The following is a 17,027-nucleotide window of genomic DNA, read 5'->3' on the forward strand; positions in this document are numbered from 1 at the left end:
GATCAGAATTCAGCCAGGATGGTTTCCGTGGCCGAGACTTTTTCACCGACACTTACTTTCGGGGTTGCCGTCAGCGGCAGGTAGACGTCAACGCGCGAGCCGAAACGGATGAAGCCGTAACGCTGGCCGCGCGCCAGCACGTCGCCGGCTTTGACGTAGCACAGGATGCGGCGCGCAATCAGGCCCGCCACTTGCACGCATGTCACGCTCTGGCCGTTGGCTGCGGTGATGGCCAGCGCGTTGCGCTCGTTTTCCAGCGAAGCCTTGTCGAGGTCGGCGTTGACGAATTTGCCGGGGAAATACTGCACGGTCTCAATCTTGCCGTCCACCGGGGCGCGGTTGGAGTGAACGTTGAACACGTTCATGAACACGCTGATCTTAAGCGCTTCACGATTGGTGTAGGGATCATGCGCTTTGGCAACCACCACGATGCGGCCGTCGGCAGGCGACAGCACGGCATTCGGATTTTGCGGAATGGTGCGAGGAGGATCGCGGAAGAACTGCAGGACGAACAAGGCAATGATCCAGAAGGGAATCGACCATGCTCCCCCGATCAGGGTAACGACAACGGCGACGACAACGGCAATGCCCAGAAAAGGCCAGCCTTCGCGGGCAATAATAGGATGTGGATAGTGATTGTTCAACGTTGCTCCGATAGTCGCTGATAGTTTTCAAATGTTAAAGCGTGCTTATTCTAGACGAGCGCCTAAGAAATGTAACGCACCGCAAGTTAAATCAACGGATATTTACCCGTTGACAGCGAATGACAGCCAGAGATTCCGGCCGGAGGAAAACGGAGGGACCTGGTGGCCTGAGGTAGCCATTCTTGTTCTGATAAAGGGCCTATTTTATCGCGATTAGCACGATCGGCGCGAACAATGGCGATGGGAACGAAGGACTGGGGCGGAGAGACGCAAGAGAGACGCAAGAGAGACGCAAGAGAGACGCAAGACAGAATCACGGCGCAGCAGCAGCCGGTGCATGAGAGAGCATCGGACGACTCGCACCGCAAGCCGCCCGATGTCATCACATCAACTACTTGAAACGCACCTTGCCGACCAGATGCATGCCGATGGTGGTGTCACCCGGCTCGAAACTCGGCTCGGCCACGGCTTCCTGTGCGGGAGCATCGGCCATTGCACGCATCATCATCGCCTTGGGCGCCGGAGCGTTCTGAGCATAGTTGCCCGAGCCTTCGAAGTCCACCGTCTCCAGGACGGCATCATTGCCGCGACGCCCCATGGCGCCGGCAATCGATGCAATACGCTCGTTGAGATTCTTGAAGGTTGCGTTGATCAGGTCGGCGTCCAGCTTCCGGGTGGCAGCCGGGCTCAGCCCGAATTGCAGGTTGTTGAGTCCCAGCACGCCCTGCGCTGCCGCCACGGTCCGGGGCAGGCCCTCCAGATTGGTGGTAGTGACGTCAAGGTATTGACCCACACGCCAGCCGACGATGGGACGCGGCTTGTTGGTCGGACGCGGATCCTCGGCGTAGACCGCATAGGTGTAGTAGCCGCGCGTCTTGAGCTGCGCTTGCGGGTCCTGCCGCTTCACGATGTCGATGCCCTGCTTCATCTTCTTGTTGACGCGCGACGCGGCGGCGGCCTTGTCCTTGTCCTGCTCTTCCACGTTCAGGGTGGCGCGCGCTTCATCGTTGGGCACGACGAGTTCGCCCGAGGCGGGAATGACCACCATGGTGCCGGTGGTTTGAACGGATTGCGCATGTGCCGCCATCGTGGCAGTGGCGAGTACGGCGGCGAATAATAGTTGGCTTGAGCGCGACATGGATTCTCCAAAATAAAACGGATTAATGAGTTTCCCACCGCCTTGCAGAGGAAGGCACAAATGAAAGCGGCAAGGAATACGGGCGTTTGGACGCCTTGCAGCACGCTTAGTTCTTCGGAGGAAGAATGCGATTGTGACAAGATGCAAGCATTGCAACAGGTTTGTTACTCGCAAGTAGCAGAGAATAAAAAAAGGACGCCGGAGCGTCCTTTTCCTCATCGATACAGAGACCGATTAGTTCTTCGACTGATCAACCAGCTTGTTTGCCTTGATCCAAGGCATCATCGCGCGCAGCTTCTCGCCGACGATTTCAATTTGATGCTCAGCATTGATACGGCGACGCGACAGCAAGGTCGGCGCACCGGCCTTGTTTTCCAGGATGAAGCTCTTGGCGTATTCGCCGGTCTGGATGTCGTTCAGCACTTGCTTCATGACCTTCTTGCTCTCTTCGTTGATGATGCGCGGGCCGGTCACGTATTCGCCGTATTCCGCATTGTTCGAGATCGAGTAGTTCATGTTGGCGATGCCGCCTTCGTAGATCAGGTCGACGATCAGCTTCAGTTCGTGCAGGCATTCGAAGTACGCCATTTCCGGCGCGTAGCCGGCTTCCACCAGCGTTTCGAAACCGGCCTTGATCAGTTCCACGGCGCCGCCGCACAGAACCGCTTGTTCGCCGAACAGGTCGGTTTCGGTTTCTTCGCGGAAGTTGGTTTCGATGATGCCGGCGCGGCCGCCGCCGTTGGCGGTGGCGTACGACAGGGCGACGTCACGGGCGGTGCCGGACTTGTCCTGGTACACGGCGATCAGGTGCGGCACGCCGCCGCCCTGGGTGTAGGTCGAACGCACGGTGTGGCCTGGGGCCTTCGGCGCGATCATGATGATGTCCAGATCGGCGCGCGGCACGACTTGACCGTAGTGGATGTTGAAGCCGTGGGCGAACGCGACTGTGGCGCCTTGCTTGGCGTGCGGTGCAACGTTTTCTGCATAGACCTGGCCGATGTTTTCATCCGGCAGCAGGATCATGATGACGTCGGCACCCTTGACGGCTTCGTTGACTTCGGCAACGTTCAGGCCGGCGTTCTTGGCCTTGTTCCACGAGGCGCCATCCTTGCGCAGCGCAACCGTGACCTTGCAGCCGGAGTCATTCAGGTTTTGTGCGTGGGCGTGGCCTTGCGAACCGTAACCGATGATGGTCACGTTCTTGTTCTTGATCAGGGACAGGTCTGCGTCTTTATCGTAAAAAACTTTCATGATTTTTCCTATTAACTAATTTTTAAAATATGGATGATGAATGGCTGATGAATATCAAACAGGGTTACCAACGATGTTCGTGCCTCAGACCTTGAGGATCCGTTCGCCGCGGCCGATGCCGGAGCCGCCGGTACGCACAGTCTCAAGAATCGCCGCACGGTCGATCGAGTCGATAAACGCGTCCAGCTTGCCCTTGTTGCCTGTCAATTCGATGGTGTAGGTCTTTTCGGTGACATCGATGATGCGGCCGCGGAAGATGTCCGCAGTGCGCTTCATTTCTTCACGTTCCTTGCCCACGGCACGTACCTTGATCAGCATCAGTTCGCGCTCGATATGCGCGCCTTCAGTCAGATCCACGACCTTCACCACCTCGATCAGGCGGTTCAGGTGTTTGGTGATTTGTTCAATCACGTCGTCCGAGCCGCTGGTCACGATGGTCATGCGCGACAACGTGGCGTCTTCGGTAGGTGCAACAGTCAGGGTTTCGATGTTATAGCCGCGCGCGGAGAACAGGCCCACCACACGGGACAGAGCGCCGGCTTCGTTTTCCAGCAGTACAGAAACAATATGGCGCATTACAGATCCTCCGAACCCAAGAGCATTTCAGTCAAACCCTTACCCGCCTTGACCATCGGCCAGACGTTTTCGGTTTGATCCGTAATGAAGTTCATGAAGACCAGCTTGTCTTTCATGCCGAACGCTTCCCTGAGCGCACCGTCCACATCGCCCGGCTTCTCGATCTTCATGCCGACGTGGCCATAGGACTCGGCCAGCTTGGTGAAGTCAGGCAGGGAATCCATGTACGACTCGGAGTAGCGCGAACCGTAATCGATTTGCTGCCACTGGCGAACCATGCCTAGGAAACGGTTGTTCAGCAAAATGATCTTTGGCGTCAGGTGATACTGCTTGCAAGTCGCCAGCTCCTGGATGCACATCTGGATCGACGCTTCGCCGGTGATGCAGGCGACGGTCGCATCGGGGTTGGCCTTTTGCACGCCCATGGCGTACGGCAGGCCGACGCCCATGGTGCCCAGGCCGCCGGAATTGATCCAGCGGCGCGGCTTGTCGAAACCGTAGTACTGCGCGGCCCACATCTGATGCTGGCCGACGTCGGACGTGATGAAGGCATCGCCCTTGGTGATGTCCCAGACGTTCTTGATCACGGCCTGCGGCTTGATGAACTCGTCCGAAGTCGCGAACTTCAGGCAGTCGCGCTCGCGCCACTTGTTGATCTGCTTCCACCAGTTCGCCAATGCAGGCGCATTGGGCTTGGTTTCGGCGGCGTCCAGCTGGGTCAGCAATTCCTGCAGCACGTCCTTGACGTTGCCGACGATCGGGATGTCGACCTTGACGCGCTTGGAAATCGACGAGGGATCAATGTCGATATGAATGATCTTGCGCGCGTTGGAAGCGAAGTGTTTAGGATTGCCGATCACGCGGTCATCGAAGCGCGCCCCGATGGCGATCATCACATCGCTGTGCTGCATCGCCATGTTGGCTTCGTAGGTACCGTGCATGCCCGGCATGCCGACGAACTTGTCGCTGGTCGAGCGGTAAGCGCCCAGGCCCATCAGCGTGTTGGTGCAAGGGAAGCCGAGACGATCCACCAGCTTGTTGAGCTCGGGAGCGGCATTCGCGAGGATCACACCGCCGCCGGTGTAGATCATCGGACGCTCGGCAGTCAGCAACAGTTGCAGCGCCTTGCGGATCTGGCCGGAATGGCCCTTGTCGACCGGCTTGTACGAACGCATTTCGACGGTTTTCGGATACTCGTAGGCACAGGTGTGCATCGAAATATCCTTCGGAATATCAATCAGCACCGGGCCTGGACGGCCGGTGGTGGCGATGTAGAAAGCTTTTTTCATCGTCTCTGCGAGGTCCTTCACATCCTTCACGAGGAAGTTGTGCTTGACGCAGGGACGCGTGATGCCGACGGTGTCGCACTCCTGGAAGGCGTCCTGACCGATGGCGGTCGAAGGCACCTGGCCGGAAATCACGATCATCGGGATCGAATCCATGTACGCGGTCGCCAGGCCGGTCACCGCATTGGTGACGCCGGGACCGGAGGTCACGATGCAGACGCCGACTTTTTCGGAGCTGCGCGAATAGGCATCCGCTGCATGCACCGCAGCCTGCTCGTGGCGTACCAGGATATGTTGGAATTTGTCTTGCTTGAAGATAGCGTCGTAAATGTAAAGCACGGCGCCACCAGGATAACCGAAGACATGCTCAACGCCCTCTTCAGCCAGGCAACGGACGAGTATCTCCGCACCGGTGAGGTTTTCTGCACTCATTACTACTTCCTTTCAAGGTCCATTGGAGATTGATCGGATGTTCTCTCCTGGCGAAATCGCACTGATCGACCTGCGTCCTCCGGCATCCCTTCTTTGTGCGGTCACGTCATTTCTGCGCCTCAACCGTAGTGAGGTTCAAAATGCCGCTCAGCGCGACTCGTTCAGCCTTGGTGCAAGCACACCGTTACGAATTTCTCGCGCTTGTGGCGCGGGTTAGAACAAACAGCTTTTTAAATAAAGCGCGTCTTTGACAATCGCTACATTATGCGTAGCCACGGTAAAGACCATAGAACTTCATGTTGATGAAGCGGACTGACACGTTAATGCGTCGCATCATTTTGGTCAAGCGAATTTAGTGCGGCAGCCCGCAAAACCGCCCTGTAATTGTGCTTTTCCGATAAACACCACCACAAACAAGGGCTTTTTTGCTAGCATGCGCTCTGTTACAAATCCGTACATTCCACCAACATACCCGTCGGAATTGCATTCGATTCATTTATTCCCGGCTGCTCATCGACAAGCCGTATTGCATGGCAACTGACAAAGAACTCTCCGATTTTCTCGAAAATGTCGAACGCCGCGCCTTCAAGCAGGCTGTGTATGCCGTGCGAAAAGATGAAGCGGCGCTCGATATTGTCCAGGATGCGATGATCAAGCTGGCCGAGAAATACGGCGACAAGCCGGCCAACGAACTTCCCCTGCTGTTTCAGCGCATCCTGCAAAACACCATCCATGACTTTTTCCGCCGGGAAAAAGTGCGCACCACCTGGGTCAGCCTGTTTTCCAGCATCGGCCGCGACAACGAGAACCAGGAAGACTTCGACCTGCTCGAAAGCTATGAGGCCGAAGAAGGCACCCAAGCCTCGGAATCCAGCGCAGACAAGGTTGAACGCGAACAAACGCTCGCCTTGATCGACGCCGAAGTACAAAAACTTCCGACCCGTCAACGGGAAGCCTTTCTCATGCGTTACTGGCAAGACATGGATGTCGCCGAGACAGCTGCCGCAATGGGATGCTCAGAGGGCAGCGTCAAAACTCATTGTTCTCGCGCAACACACGCCCTGGCTCAAGCTCTCAGGGCCAAAGGAATCACTTTATGAACAACAAAGAACTACAATTTGCTTACCGGGTAAAGCGCGCTCTGGACGCCAATCTGGAACACCTGCCCGAATCGACCACGCAAAGCCTGGCGGAAGCGCGCCGTGTTGCGCTTGCCCGCAAGAAAAAGACCGCACCGGTTCGCGCCGTAGCGCCCCAATTCGTGCTGGCCGGCGCCTCCGGCGGCAGTTTCACGCCGTCATCGTCGTTTTCCTGGCTGGGCCGCCTCGGCGTCGCCATCCCGCTGCTGGCCGGCGTGATGCTGTTTGCCGGTTTGTATGAGCACGAACACCAGCAGCGCATCAGCGCCCTGGCCGAAATCGACGCCGGCGTCTTGTCGGATGAACTGCCGCTGTCGGCCTATCTCGATCACGGTTTCAACGCCTATCTGGCGCAGCAAGGCGAATAATTGATGGCAGGCACCCGGACTTCCATGAGTACCGCAGCACGCAACATTCTGAGTTTTGCCGTTGCCGCAGTCGTCGCACTGGCCGGCCTGTCCGTCCTGACGTGCAAGGCGGTGCATGCGCAAGGTCCTAGCACCACGGCTGCAACCCAGCAGCCTGCGCCTGTCCCGGCCACGCCTTCCAAAATGGCCAAGAGACCCGAATCCAAGCCGACCTGGAGCGAGCTGACGCCCGCGCAGCAGCACGCGCTCGCGCCGCTGGCAGGCGAATGGAAGAAAATGGAATTCAACAGCAAGGAGAAATGGCTGGTCATCGGCAACAAGTTCGCCGCCATGAGCCCTGCCGAACAGGAACGCATGCAGGAGCGCATGCGTGACTGGGTCAAGCTGACGCCAGTGCAACGCCGTTCCGTACGCGAAAGCTATACCCGCGCCAAAAAGCTGGACGCCGACAAGAGGTCCGCCCAATGGAAGGAATACCAGCAATTGTCCGACGAACAAAAGAAGAAACTGTCACAGGCCAAGCTGCCCAAGCATGTCGCCGCGCTGCCGCCGACCCAGGCCAAGGCTGCGCCGACCATCCAGTTGCCGCCTGAAGCGCTGGAGCAGACTCTGGTGCCTCCGCCGGCGCAGGTTACGCCGGCATCCGCAACACCGGCTGAGGTCAAGTAAATCGTCCGGGGCCGAGGCCTCGCAAAGAGATTCGCAAATACAAAACGCCATGTCCGCGCACAACACGCCGGCATGGCGTTTTTGCGTCGTCGCCGGATCTCACTTTGCGCATCGGTCCGCGCCTGGTTCGCGTATCATGCATCCCGGCGTGTATGCGCCTTCACATGACTACTTGCCACCAAGAGAAGAGACCGCCTTGAGCTCCGCACCGACGCCTGCAACCACATCCGCCCTGCCCACGCCATCCCTGCGCCGCCGTCTGTGCAGCATGGTGTACGAATCCATGCTGCTGTTCGGCGTGGTGTTCATTTCGACCCTGATCTTCTCCACCGTACTCGAACAGCGCCACGCGCTTTACCTGCGCCATGCGCTGGAAAGCTGGCTGTTCGTCATCCTCGGCCTGTACTTTATCTGGTTCTGGAACCGCGGCGGCCAGACGCTGGCGATGAAGACCTGGCGCATTCGCCTGACCCGCACTGACGGTGCCCCGGTCAACGCATGGCGCGCACTGGTGCGCTTCCTGCTCAGCTGGCTGTGGTTCCTGCCGGGACTGGCGCTGGCCTGGGCACTGGGCGCCAAGGGCTGGATGCTGATCTGGATCCCGGCCATCAACGCTGTGGTCTGGGCCGCCTTGATCTACGCCGATCCGCAACGCCAGTTCTTGCACGATCGCCTGGCCGGCACGCGGATCGTGGATTTGAATCCGCCCAAAAAGAAACAATAAGCCGCGCTGCAATAAAACGGTCATGCAATCCTGTTACGCTAGTCCTTTCGACCACAATCAAGAGGCCGTCGCTGCATGATCGCCCGCATTGCCAGAACCCTGCTGCTGACCCAGTTCGGCGTCGCTGCCCTGTTCTACCTCCTGCTCGTCAAGCTGCATGTCACCAATGTCCCGCTCGCCATCATCCTCAGCCTGGCGATGGTCGGGCTGTTCCGCGCCTCGATCACGGCCAACAGCTTTTTTCTGACCTGGCCCAACCGCGCCAAATCGGCGCACACGCCCGAACTGAGCTGGCCCGGCATATTCCGGCTGTTTGCCGGCGAATATTGCGCGACCATGGTGTGTTCTTCGTGGGGCATGCCGTTCCAGCGTTTCGACAAGCGCATCTATACCGACACCACCTCATTGCCAGTGTTGCTGATCCATGGCTACGGCTGCAACAGCGGCTACTGGCACTGGATGAGCAAGGCGCTGGAAGAAGCCCACATCACGCATTACGCAGTCGACATGGAGCCGGTGTTCGGCAGCATTGACGGCTACGCGCCGCTGGTCCATGAAGCGGTGCAGCGCCTGGTGACCGAAAGCGGCCAGGACAAGATCGTCATCGTCGCCCACAGCATGGGCGGCTTGGCGGCGCGCGCGTACCTGCGCGACCACGGCTGCGCCAACATCGCCAAGGTCATCACGCTGGGAACGCCGCATCACGGCACCACCATCGCCAACTTCGGCATCGGCATCAACTGCGGCGAAATGAACTGGCTCGGCCGCGCCGAAGAAGGCACCAGCAGCGAGTGGCTGCAAAAACTCGCCGCCACCGAAGAACCGGCCACGCGCGCCGTCATCCTGTCGATCTATTCGCACCACGACAATATCGTCTCGCCGCAAATCTCCTCGCACTTGCCCGGCGCCGAAAATATCCCCATCAGCGGCATCGGCCACGTCGCGCTGGCGCTCGATCCCGGCATCCAGGCCCGCGTCATCGCGGAAATTCACAAAGCCGGGATATAAAAAAACCCGCATGGCGACATGCGGGTTCCGGTGACGCGAGCAGGAAATTACTTCTGCGCTTCTTTCGCGGTGTCCTGGATTTTCTGGCCTGCGGCTTCCATCTTCTCACCGGCCTTCTGCGTCAGATCCTTGGCGCCGGCCTTCATGTCGCCGACGGCCTGATCGATCTTCTGGCCCGCCTCCGCCGCCTTTTCCTGCGCCTTGTCGGCCACCACCGCCGCCTGATCGCCGGCGTTCTTCACCGCACTGTCGATCTGCTTGCCCATGGCTTCCGCCGGTCCGGGCGTTTCTTCTTTTTTCTGGCAGGCTGAGATCGCCAGTCCCACTGCGCCGATTGCCAACGCAGCGCCGATCACTTTGATCAATTTCATAGCATCCTCTCACAAAAAAACAGCGGAAAAAATCCCGGAAAATCATGCCGGCCCACGATAGCACGATGCCCAGACAGCGCGGTATCCAAAACGTAAAAACAGTAATAATTCTTCGTCAAAACAACCGGATTTCCCGGCGCCCTTCGTCTCACATCAAGGCGAGTTCAGCTTCGGTGAAGCCTGCCGCGCGGCGCGCCTCCATGTTGAACGGCCCGCGCATCACCGGCGCCTTGAATTCGACCGTCAAGCGGGCAAACGTCGCGATCGGATCGAGTCCGCGTTGCTCGCACAACCAGCCGTACCAGCGATTGCCGATGGCCACATGGCCGATTTCATCGCGCATGATGATGTCCAGGATGGCCGCCGCCGCGTGGTCGCCGGCCTGCGCCAGCTTGTTGCGCACCGGCGGCGCGGCATCCAGGCCGCGCGCCTCCATCGTGCGCGGCACAAGCGCGATGCGGGCCAGGATGTCGTCCTTGGTTTTTTCGGCCATGTCCCACAGGCTGTTATGCGCGGTGAAATCACCGTAGGCGCAACCGAGCACCTGCAAATGCGACTCCAGCAACGAGAAGTGATAGGCCTCTTCGTCGGCCACCTTGAGCCAATCGGCGTAGAACGCCTCGGGCATGCCAGGGAAACGCCAGATCACGTCAAGCGCCAGATTGATGGCATTGAATTCGATGTGCGCCAGCGCATGGATCATCGCCGCGCGCCCCTCTTCGGTACGCATCGAGCGCGACTTCACCAGCAGCGGCGACACCAGTTCGGGATGCGCCGGCCGGCCCGGCACGGCGGCATCGGCAAACAATGTGGCATCGCGGTCCAGCATCAGAGTGCCGGCATGCCAGGCCTGCGACATGACGCGCACGCCAGCCGCCTTGGCGGCGCCGCCGGTGTGGACCAGCCAATGCAGCGCGGCGCGGCGCAATTCGGTCCCGGCGGAAAACTTGTTCTCAGGAAAATCAGGGGGCGGCGATGGATTCACGATGATTTATGGCAGCAGCGGTAAAATGGCGGGTTGATGGAACACAGTTTGTCCCAATATGGATGTCTGTGTCCCCGAATAACCGAGGAGACAATTTTATTATGGCAATTTACAAGTTGGAAGAAAACACGCCGGAAATCGCGGAAACCGCCTGGGTGGCGGAGTCGGCCGTGGTGGTCGGCAAGGTCAAGCTCGAAGAGCACGCCAGCGTGTGGTTCAACGTCAGCATCCGCGGCGACAATGAATTAATCACCATCGGCGAAAACAGCAACGTCCAGGAAGGCGCAGTATTGCACACCGACGTCGGCTATCCGATGCATATCGGCAAGAACGTGACGGTCGGCCACCAGGCCATGCTGCACGGCTGCACCATTGGCGAAGGTGCCCTGATCGGCATCCAGGCCATCGTGCTCAACGGCGCGAAGATCGGCAAGAACAGCCTGGTCGGCGCCGGTGCGCTGGTCACCGAAGGCAAGGAATTCCCGGAAAACTCGCTGATCATCGGTTCGCCGGCCAAGGCCGTGCGCACCCTGAGCGAAGAAGATATCGCCCGCATGCGCGCCGGCACCGACAGTTATGTCGAACGCGCGCAATTGTTCAAGACCAGTCTCAAACGCATCGCCTGAAGCGTCTCGAAGCAAGGCAACAGCACGACAGCACGTTGCGGCGCATGCCGCTTCTTGCCGAGTGAGCAACAAGAAAGAAACAATGAAAGATACGCTGCAAAAATTCATGGTGGAAAATGCGCCGGTTCGCGGAGAACTGGTGGAAATCTCCGCAACCTGGCAACAGGTGCTGGCGCGCCGCGACTATCCGGTGGCGGTCAAGGCGCTGCTCGGCCAGATGCTGTCGGCCGCGGCGCTGCTGTCGGCCAACCTCAAGTTCAACGGCATGGTCGTCATGCAGATCCATGGCGACGGTCCGGTCCGGCTGCTGGTGGTCGAATGCGACTCCGAACTGCGCCTGCGCGCCACCGCCAAGCTGGTCGAGGACGCAGATGTAGCCGACGACGCCACTTTGATGCAGCTGGTCAACGCCAACGGCGAAGGCCGTTTTGCCATCACGCTCGATCCGAAGGACAAGATGCCGGGCCAGCAGGCTTACCAGGGCGTCGTACCGCTGGATGGCGATACGGTGGCAACGGTGATTGAAAACTACATGCTGCGCTCCGAACAGCTCGACACCAAGCTGTGGCTCGCCGCCGACGACAAGGTATCGCGCGGCCTGCTGCTGCAAAAGCTGCCGAATCATGGCGGCAAGGACGTCGGCAAGGCGGCGCCCGAAGAAGAGCTGGAAACCTGGAACCGGCTGTCGATGCTGGGCAACACGCTGCGCAGCGAAGAACTGCTGAGCACCGATATCGAAACGCTGATGCATCGCCTGTTCTGGGAAGAAACCATCCGCGTCTTCGAGCCTTCGCATCCGGAATTCCACTGCACTTGCTCGCGCGAAAAGGTCGGCAACATGCTCAAGATGCTCGGCCAGGCTGAAGTCGAAGATGCGCTTTCCACGCAGGAAAAACTCAGCGTCGATTGCGATTTCTGCGGACTGCATTACGAGTTCGATGCAGTTGATTGCGCGCAAATCTTCCGTGCCGAAACTCCTGCGGACACCGTACCGCAGACGGATACGCGTCACTGAACTTCGTCACCGCGCACCGGATGGCCGCCGCTGGATTCCAGCCGCGGCCATTCTTCTTGCGGAATGAACTACCGCGTCAGGCCGGCACCAGCAAACCCAGCTGCGCCGCATCGAGATAGCACCACTCGCCCTCTTCCAGATCCAGCGCATTCAGCTGCAAACCGCCGATGGCAGTGCGGCGCAAGGCGCTGCAATGGTTGCCGGCCGCCGCCAGCATGCGCTTGACCTGATGGTATTTGCCTTGCTCCAGCACGATTTCCAGCAGATGGGCGTCGAGCTTGCGGCAAGTTACGGCCGCCAGCGGCGCCGGCTCGTCGTGCAGCTGCACGCCGCCCAGCAACTGCGCAATCAGCTCGTCCGTGACGGCGTCGTGCGTGGTGGCCGCGTAGACCTTGGGCACATGGCGCTTGGGCGAAGATTGCGCATGGATGAACGCCCCGTCATCCGACATCAGCAGCAAGCCGGTGGTGTCATGGTCGAGGCGGCCGACCGGCTGCACGTCGCGCCACGAAAATTGTTCCGGCAAAATCGTCAGCACGCCGGGGTGATGGCTGGGCTTGCGCGAACATTCGAAATTGGCGGGCTTGTTCAGGGCGATGTAGACGTGTTCGCGATACGTCCACTCTTCGTCGAACAGCGTGAACGCAAGTCCGTCGGTGTCAGGTGTAAAACGGTAGTCGTCGACGACTTCGCCGTTGATGGCGACTTCGCCGTCTTCGATCAGCGAACGGCAATATTTGCGCGATCCGAAACCTTGCGACTGGAGGATGCGATCCAGGGTCAACTTGCTCATTGCTTGGGCTTTCTGTCTTGTTTTGGCGTCAGTATCTGGCGGGCGATGCCGCGCAGGATATTGACCTCTTCGGTTTCCAGCTGCGTGCGCGCAAACAGGCGTTTGAGGCGCGGCATCAATTTTTTGGGGCTGTCCGGCTTGAGGAACTCAATCGCCACCAGCGCTTCTTCGAGATGGCGGAACATGCCCTCGATCTCCGCCACGCCCGCCATCTCGCCCTGGAAGCCGATATCGCCGGCCTGCACGCGGTCGCCCAGCTCGGCCATGCGGCATTCATAGGCGAGCACCTGCACCGCCTGCGCCAGGTTGAGCGAGGAGTAATCAGGATTGGCCGGGATGTTGATCAGCACATTGCATTTCTGCACCAGCTCGTTGGGCAGGCCGAAACGCTCGTTGCCGAAGATCATCGCAGCCTTGAGTCCGACGTCGCCGGCAATCTGCCCGGCAATCGCGCGCGGCGAAACCACCGGCGGCGAAAACTCACGCAGCCGCGCGCTGATGGCGGCGGCGAAATTGCAATCCTGCAACGCCTCCTCGATACTCGACACGATGCGCGCACCGGACAGCACGTCCTGCGCGCCGCTGGCGAAGGCCACGGCAGCCTCTTCCTCGACTGCATTGGGAAAGCGTGGATTGATCAGCACCAGCTCGCCGAAACCCATGGTCTTGATGGCGCGGGCGGCCGCGCCGATATTGCCTGGACTGCTGGTTTCCACCAACACGAAACGGAGGCGCTTGAAAACAGAATTATCGATTTTGGGCGTGTTCATTTAAAATAGCGGTATTCGCACGTTCGAAAACTTCGTAAGCCCGCCTGAAACAGGCATGGCCATGTCAACATCAATATCAAATTGACAACTCTCGAACGCTCCACCGCTCATTAATTTCATTGTTGTGCAACTTCTCCCGACGGTAACGAAACCGGCGGCGAAGACGCCATTTTAACGGAACCCTCAGGATGCTTATCCCCCCAATGCTCAATACGGCGATCAAGGCTGCTCGCCGCGGTGCCGCCGTCATCAATCGCGCGTCGTTCGACGTCTCGCTGCTCAAGGTCACCAAGAAGCAGCACAACGACTTCGTCACCGAAGTCGACAAAGCGGCGGAAGACGCCATCATTGAGGTCCTGAAGACCGCGTATCCCGACCACGCCATCCTGGCGGAAGAGTCCGGCCCATCGGCCAACCTGCACGACGAAAATGAAAACGTCTGGATCATCGATCCACTCGACGGCACCACCAACTTCATCCACGGCTTCCCGCAATACTGCGTCTCGATCGCGCTGCAGCAGCGCGGCCAGATCACGCAAGCCGTGGTCTACGATCCTACCCGCAACGACCTGTTCACCGCTTCCAAAGGCGCCGGCGCCTACCTGAACGAAAAGCGCATCCGCGTCAGCAAGCGCGACAAGATCGCCGATGGCCTGATCGGCACCGGCTTCCCGTTCCGCGACATGGACGGCCTTAACGAATACATGAAGATGTTCAAGATCATGACCGAAAGCTGCGCCGGCCTGCGTCGTCCGGGCGCCGCCGCGCTGGACCTGGCTTACGTCGCCGCCGGCCGTCTCGACGGTTTCTTCGAAAAAGGCCTGAAGCCTTGGGACATCGCAGCCGGCTCGCTGCTGGTGACGGAAGCAGGCGGCATCGTCGGCACCTTCAAGGGCGAAGCGGATTATCTGTACAAGGGCGACGTCCTGGCCGGCAATCCAAAGATTTTCTCGCAGCAAGTCAATTTGCTGTCTGAATTCGCCTAGAATTCAGACTGAAGTTTCCGCATCACAATCCGGCCGCAGAGCCGGAGCAGTCACCAAGTCACGCCAGGGAAGCAATGCAGTTTGCAGCGCTTCCCAGCCACCCAAGGAGACGAACATGGCAGTCAATCCCACCCCGGAAGGCTATACCAGCGTCACGCCTTACCTGATCGTCGCCGACACGGCCAGCGCCATCAAGTTTTACGAGAAGGCGTTCGGCGCCACCGAAGTCCTCCGCATCGACGGTCCACACGACAAAATCTGGCATGCCGAAATACAGATCGGCAATGCCCGCGTCATGCTCGCCGACGAATTCATCGAGATGGGCATCCATTGCCCCAAGACGCTCGGCGGCGCCGGCGTCAGCATGCTGATCTATGTCGACGACGTCGATGCCGTATTCGCCCAGGCCATCGCCGCCGGCGCCGCCAAACTGCGCGCCGTGCAGGATCAGTTCTACGGCGACCGCTCGGGCATGCTGCGCGATCCTTATGGCCATATCTGGTCAATCGCGACGCACAAGGAAGATCTCTCCAATGAAGAAATCCGCAGCCGCTCGCAGGCGCTGCTCAACAAGTGCAAACCCGATCAGGCCTGAACCTTCCACTCCATGCCATTTGCCATCAGCGCCGGACGGCGCATCCATTACGAAGTCAGCGGCCAGGGTCCTGACCTGTTCCTCCACCACGGCTTCACCAGCAGCTCGCAAGCCTGGCGCTTCTTCGGCTTCACCGAAGTGCTGCAACAACACTATCGCGTCATCGCGCTCGACGCCCTGGGACACGGCCTCAGCGACAAGCCACATGAGACGGCGGCATATACGCTGCAGCAACGCAGCGCCGATGTGGTCGCCGTACTCGACGACCTCGGTATCGACAAGGTGCATTACTGCGGCTATTCGCTCGGCGGCTGGATCGGTTACGGCATGGTGCGGCATGCGCGCGAACGTCTGCAATCGCTGATGCTGGGTGCTGCGCATCCGTATGCCGACGCCAGCTGGGATGCCTTCAAGGGATTGGACGGCGCCGATGCAAATGCCTTCATCGCGGCGTTTGAAAGCGTGCTCAACGAACGCATTTCGCCTCAGGTGAAAATGCTGATCCGGGCTAACGACCTGTTGGCGCTGGCCGCCGCCGCGCAACAACCGCGAATCTCGATGGACGAGTTGTTGCCGCTGATCGACCTGCCCTGCCTGATGTTTTGCGGCGACGCCGATGCGCGCCACGCAGCCGTCGAGCGCTGCGTAAAATTGCTGCCGCGCGCCCGCTTCGTGTCGCTGCCCGGCGTGACGCATTTCGGCGGACTGATGCAGAGCAAGCTGGTGCTGCCGCCGCTGCTGGATTTTCTCTCCGGACAAGCGCGCGGATGAGTCTTCGCCCCTTCAACCTTATTTGAGTTTGTGCACCAGACGACCGGCGGCCTGTTCGCCGGTTTTTTCATTGTCGAATTGTTCACGCGCGCGCTGCAAATCCGCGTGATGACGTTCGGCCCAGTTGTCCAACGCGATCAACGTGTCGCTGAGCGATTCTCCCAGCGCGCTCAGTTCGTACTCCACGTGCGGCGCCGCCGTCTCCAGGTTGCAGCGTGTCACCAGGCCGTTGCGCTCCAGCTCCTTGAGGGTCTGGGTCAGCATTTTCTGCGAGATGCCTTCGATCTTGCGCAGCAGCGCGCTGTTGCGCATCGGCCCCGCCGCCAGCGCCGGGAAAATCAGCAAGGCCCATTTGCTGCCGACCAGTTCGAGCGCCTTGCGCGACGGACAGGCGAGGCTGTAGATATCGGTTTGCGGTTCTTCGGCGGAGAGTTTTTTTACCGGTTTCATGGTTACCAAAAAGTGCCTTCTTGTTGGGCTCGTTCTCCGTGCCTATGCTGAGCGCCTGTTCAATTCACGGAGGAAAATAATGGCCTGGGTATTCCTGTCATTGGCAAGTGTAGTGGAAATCATCATGGCGATCGCGCTCAAGTACGCAAACGGCTGGACCCGGCTCACGCCCAGCCTGATCGGCGTCGGCGCAGCCGCCTGCAGCGTGCTGTTCCTGACGCTGGCCATGCGCAGCCTGCCGGCCGGCACCGCCTATGCGATCTGGACCGGCACCGGCTCGGTCGGCGTCGCGGTGCTCGGCATCTACCTGTTCAACGACGCCTTGTCGCCGCTGCGTTTGCTGTGTATCGCACTGATCATCGGCGGCACCATCGGTCTGCGCCTGCTGGACGCCTGAGCGGCGTCAGCCCGGCACGGCGTCGTGCGGCCT

Annotated in this window: 21 protein-coding genes; 11 read left to right on the top strand and 10 right to left on the bottom strand. The window is 59.5% G+C overall.

Features of this window, described 5'->3' with window-relative positions; genetic code table 11:
• Nucleotides 1-2 precede the first annotated feature (2 nt).
• The 5 genes from F506_RS13935 to F506_RS13955 form a co-directional block, all read right to left on the bottom strand.
• On the bottom strand, nucleotides 3-644 hold the full coding sequence (locus F506_RS13935; RefSeq protein WP_016832346.1) for a phosphatidylserine decarboxylase: 642 nt from the start codon (nucleotides 642-644) through the stop codon (nucleotides 3-5).
• Nucleotides 645-1,035: 391 nt separating this feature from the next.
• A complete protein-coding gene (locus tag F506_RS13940; RefSeq protein WP_053198357.1) occupies nucleotides 1,036-1,782 on the bottom strand; it encodes an SIMPL domain-containing protein in 747 nt (248 codons plus the stop codon).
• 234 nt (nucleotides 1,783-2,016) lie between these two features.
• Entirely contained in the window at nucleotides 2,017-3,033 is a 1,017-nt protein-coding gene (gene ilvC, locus F506_RS13945; protein WP_016832337.1) for a ketol-acid reductoisomerase, read from the bottom strand.
• A gap of 84 nt (nucleotides 3,034-3,117) precedes the next feature.
• Nucleotides 3,118-3,609 carry an acetolactate synthase small subunit gene (ilvN, locus tag F506_RS13950; protein ID WP_007882202.1) on the bottom strand — a complete coding sequence of 164 codons (492 nt, stop codon included), beginning with the start codon at nucleotides 3,607-3,609 and terminating at the stop codon, nucleotides 3,118-3,120.
• On the bottom strand, nucleotides 3,609-5,327 hold the full coding sequence (locus F506_RS13955) for an acetolactate synthase 3 catalytic subunit (RefSeq protein WP_053198360.1): 1,719 nt from the start codon (nucleotides 5,325-5,327) through the stop codon (nucleotides 3,609-3,611). Before F506_RS13955 ends, ilvN begins: the two co-directional genes overlap by 1 nt.
• A 530-nt stretch (nucleotides 5,328-5,857) precedes the next feature.
• Here F506_RS13955 and F506_RS13960 point away from each other — a divergent pair.
• The 5 genes from F506_RS13960 to F506_RS13980 all read left to right on the top strand — a co-directional run bounded on the left by F506_RS13960 (nucleotide 5,858) and on the right by F506_RS13980 (nucleotide 9,235).
• Entirely contained in the window at nucleotides 5,858-6,427 is a 570-nt protein-coding gene (locus tag F506_RS13960) for an RNA polymerase sigma factor (protein ID WP_053198362.1), read from the top strand.
• A complete protein-coding gene (locus F506_RS13965) occupies nucleotides 6,424-6,834 on the top strand; it encodes a DUF3619 family protein (protein ID WP_053198363.1) in 411 nt (136 codons plus the stop codon). The genes F506_RS13960 and F506_RS13965 overlap by 4 nt, the downstream gene beginning before the upstream one ends.
• Nucleotides 6,835-6,858: 24 nt before the next feature.
• Nucleotides 6,859-7,503: a DUF3106 domain-containing protein gene (locus tag F506_RS13970; RefSeq protein WP_053198365.1), complete on the top strand. Its 645-nt coding sequence runs from the start codon at nucleotides 6,859-6,861 to the stop codon at nucleotides 7,501-7,503.
• 196 nt (nucleotides 7,504-7,699) lie between these two features.
• A complete protein-coding gene (locus tag F506_RS13975; RefSeq protein WP_407638184.1) occupies nucleotides 7,700-8,227 on the top strand; it encodes an RDD family protein in 528 nt (175 codons plus the stop codon).
• Nucleotides 8,228-8,302: 75 nt separating this feature from the next.
• Nucleotides 8,303-9,235 carry an esterase/lipase family protein gene (locus F506_RS13980; protein WP_053198370.1) on the top strand — a complete coding sequence of 311 codons (933 nt, stop codon included), beginning with the start codon at nucleotides 8,303-8,305 and terminating at the stop codon, nucleotides 9,233-9,235.
• A 47-nt stretch (nucleotides 9,236-9,282) separates the two neighbouring features.
• Here the strand turns inward: F506_RS13980 and F506_RS13985 are convergent, their stop codons facing one another.
• Both F506_RS13985 and F506_RS13990 read right to left on the bottom strand, forming a co-directional pair.
• Nucleotides 9,283-9,606 (bottom strand): hypothetical protein, encoded by a 324-nt coding sequence (locus F506_RS13985; protein WP_053198372.1) that lies wholly within the window; start codon nucleotides 9,604-9,606, stop codon nucleotides 9,283-9,285.
• Between the two features lie 148 nt (nucleotides 9,607-9,754).
• Nucleotides 9,755-10,597, bottom strand: a complete 843-nt coding sequence (locus F506_RS13990) for a ferritin-like domain-containing protein (RefSeq protein ID WP_053198374.1) — start codon at nucleotides 10,595-10,597, stop codon at nucleotides 9,755-9,757.
• Nucleotides 10,598-10,692: 95 nt separating this feature from the next.
• Here F506_RS13990 and F506_RS13995 point away from each other — a divergent pair, with 95 nt between their 5' ends.
• Nucleotides 10,693-11,217: a gamma carbonic anhydrase family protein gene (locus F506_RS13995; RefSeq protein WP_053198376.1), complete on the top strand. Its 525-nt coding sequence runs from the start codon at nucleotides 10,693-10,695 to the stop codon at nucleotides 11,215-11,217.
• A gap of 82 nt (nucleotides 11,218-11,299) precedes the next feature.
• Nucleotides 11,300-12,232, top strand: coding sequence for an Hsp33 family molecular chaperone HslO (gene hslO, locus F506_RS14000; protein ID WP_053198379.1), 933 nt, complete (start codon nucleotides 11,300-11,302; stop codon nucleotides 12,230-12,232).
• Nucleotides 12,233-12,308: 76 nt separating this feature from the next.
• On the opposite strand, the gene F506_RS14005 is transcribed toward hslO, so the two are convergent.
• Nucleotides 12,309-13,025, bottom strand: coding sequence for a pseudouridine synthase (locus F506_RS14005; protein WP_053198381.1), 717 nt, complete (start codon nucleotides 13,023-13,025; stop codon nucleotides 12,309-12,311).
• Nucleotides 13,022-13,795 (bottom strand): RNA methyltransferase, encoded by a 774-nt coding sequence (locus F506_RS14010; protein ID WP_053198383.1) that lies wholly within the window; start codon nucleotides 13,793-13,795, stop codon nucleotides 13,022-13,024. Before F506_RS14010 ends, F506_RS14005 begins: the two co-directional genes overlap by 4 nt.
• A gap of 188 nt (nucleotides 13,796-13,983) precedes the next feature.
• On the opposite strand from F506_RS14010, the gene F506_RS14015 reads away from it, so the two are divergent.
• From F506_RS14015 to F506_RS14025, 3 genes are all read left to right on the top strand, one after another.
• Nucleotides 13,984-14,781 carry an inositol monophosphatase family protein gene (locus tag F506_RS14015; protein WP_029362996.1) on the top strand — a complete coding sequence of 266 codons (798 nt, stop codon included), beginning with the start codon at nucleotides 13,984-13,986 and terminating at the stop codon, nucleotides 14,779-14,781.
• A 115-nt stretch (nucleotides 14,782-14,896) separates the two neighbouring features.
• A complete protein-coding gene (locus tag F506_RS14020; RefSeq protein WP_053198385.1) occupies nucleotides 14,897-15,376 on the top strand; it encodes a VOC family protein in 480 nt (159 codons plus the stop codon).
• 12 nt (nucleotides 15,377-15,388) lie between these two features.
• Nucleotides 15,389-16,147 carry an alpha/beta fold hydrolase gene (locus F506_RS14025; RefSeq protein ID WP_053198387.1) on the top strand — a complete coding sequence of 253 codons (759 nt, stop codon included), beginning with the start codon at nucleotides 15,389-15,391 and terminating at the stop codon, nucleotides 16,145-16,147.
• Between the two features lie 18 nt (nucleotides 16,148-16,165).
• On the opposite strand, the gene F506_RS14030 is transcribed toward F506_RS14025, so the two are convergent.
• A complete protein-coding gene (locus tag F506_RS14030) occupies nucleotides 16,166-16,597 on the bottom strand; it encodes a winged helix-turn-helix transcriptional regulator (protein WP_053198389.1) in 432 nt (143 codons plus the stop codon).
• Between the two features lie 79 nt (nucleotides 16,598-16,676).
• On the opposite strand from F506_RS14030, the gene F506_RS14035 reads away from it, so the two are divergent.
• Nucleotides 16,677-16,994, top strand: a complete 318-nt coding sequence (locus F506_RS14035) for a DMT family transporter (protein WP_029362995.1) — start codon at nucleotides 16,677-16,679, stop codon at nucleotides 16,992-16,994.
• The last annotated feature ends 33 nt before the right edge of the window (nucleotides 16,995-17,027 follow it).

Source organism: Herbaspirillum hiltneri N3 (assembly GCF_001267925.1).
Taxonomy (GTDB): domain Bacteria; phylum Pseudomonadota; class Gammaproteobacteria; order Burkholderiales; family Burkholderiaceae_D; genus Herbaspirillum; species Herbaspirillum hiltneri.

Excerpts from the sequence above, each read along its gene's own strand:
- F506_RS13940 (WP_053198357.1), bottom strand. The coding sequence starts at position 1,782 with ATGTCGCGCTCAAGCCAACTATTATTCGCCGCCGTACTCGCCACTGCC.
- ilvC (WP_016832337.1), bottom strand. The coding sequence starts at position 3,033 with ATGAAAGTTTTTTACGATAAAGACGCAGACCTGTCCCTGATCAAGAAC.
- ilvN (WP_007882202.1), bottom strand. The coding sequence starts at position 3,609 with ATGCGCCATATTGTTTCTGTACTGCTGGAAAACGAAGCCGGCGCTCTG.
- F506_RS13955 (WP_053198360.1), bottom strand. The coding sequence starts at position 5,327 with ATGAGTGCAGAAAACCTCACCGGTGCGGAGATACTCGTCCGTTGCCTG.
- F506_RS13960 (WP_053198362.1), top strand. The coding sequence starts at position 5,858 with ATGGCAACTGACAAAGAACTCTCCGATTTTCTCGAAAATGTCGAACGC.
- F506_RS13965 (WP_053198363.1), top strand. The coding sequence starts at position 6,424 with ATGAACAACAAAGAACTACAATTTGCTTACCGGGTAAAGCGCGCTCTG.
- F506_RS13970 (WP_053198365.1), top strand. The coding sequence starts at position 6,859 with ATGAGTACCGCAGCACGCAACATTCTGAGTTTTGCCGTTGCCGCAGTC.
- F506_RS13980 (WP_053198370.1), top strand. The coding sequence starts at position 8,303 with ATGATCGCCCGCATTGCCAGAACCCTGCTGCTGACCCAGTTCGGCGTC.
- F506_RS13985 (WP_053198372.1), bottom strand. The coding sequence starts at position 9,606 with ATGAAATTGATCAAAGTGATCGGCGCTGCGTTGGCAATCGGCGCAGTG.
- F506_RS13995 (WP_053198376.1), top strand. The coding sequence starts at position 10,693 with ATGGCAATTTACAAGTTGGAAGAAAACACGCCGGAAATCGCGGAAACC.
- hslO (WP_053198379.1), top strand. The coding sequence starts at position 11,300 with ATGAAAGATACGCTGCAAAAATTCATGGTGGAAAATGCGCCGGTTCGC.
- F506_RS14005 (WP_053198381.1), bottom strand. The coding sequence starts at position 13,025 with ATGAGCAAGTTGACCCTGGATCGCATCCTCCAGTCGCAAGGTTTCGGA.
- F506_RS14010 (WP_053198383.1), bottom strand. The coding sequence starts at position 13,795 with ATGAACACGCCCAAAATCGATAATTCTGTTTTCAAGCGCCTCCGTTTC.
- F506_RS14015 (WP_029362996.1), top strand. The coding sequence starts at position 13,984 with ATGCTTATCCCCCCAATGCTCAATACGGCGATCAAGGCTGCTCGCCGC.
- F506_RS14020 (WP_053198385.1), top strand. The coding sequence starts at position 14,897 with ATGGCAGTCAATCCCACCCCGGAAGGCTATACCAGCGTCACGCCTTAC.
- F506_RS14025 (WP_053198387.1), top strand. The coding sequence starts at position 15,389 with ATGCCATTTGCCATCAGCGCCGGACGGCGCATCCATTACGAAGTCAGC.
- F506_RS14030 (WP_053198389.1), bottom strand. The coding sequence starts at position 16,597 with ATGAAACCGGTAAAAAAACTCTCCGCCGAAGAACCGCAAACCGATATC.
- F506_RS14035 (WP_029362995.1), top strand. The coding sequence starts at position 16,677 with ATGGCCTGGGTATTCCTGTCATTGGCAAGTGTAGTGGAAATCATCATG.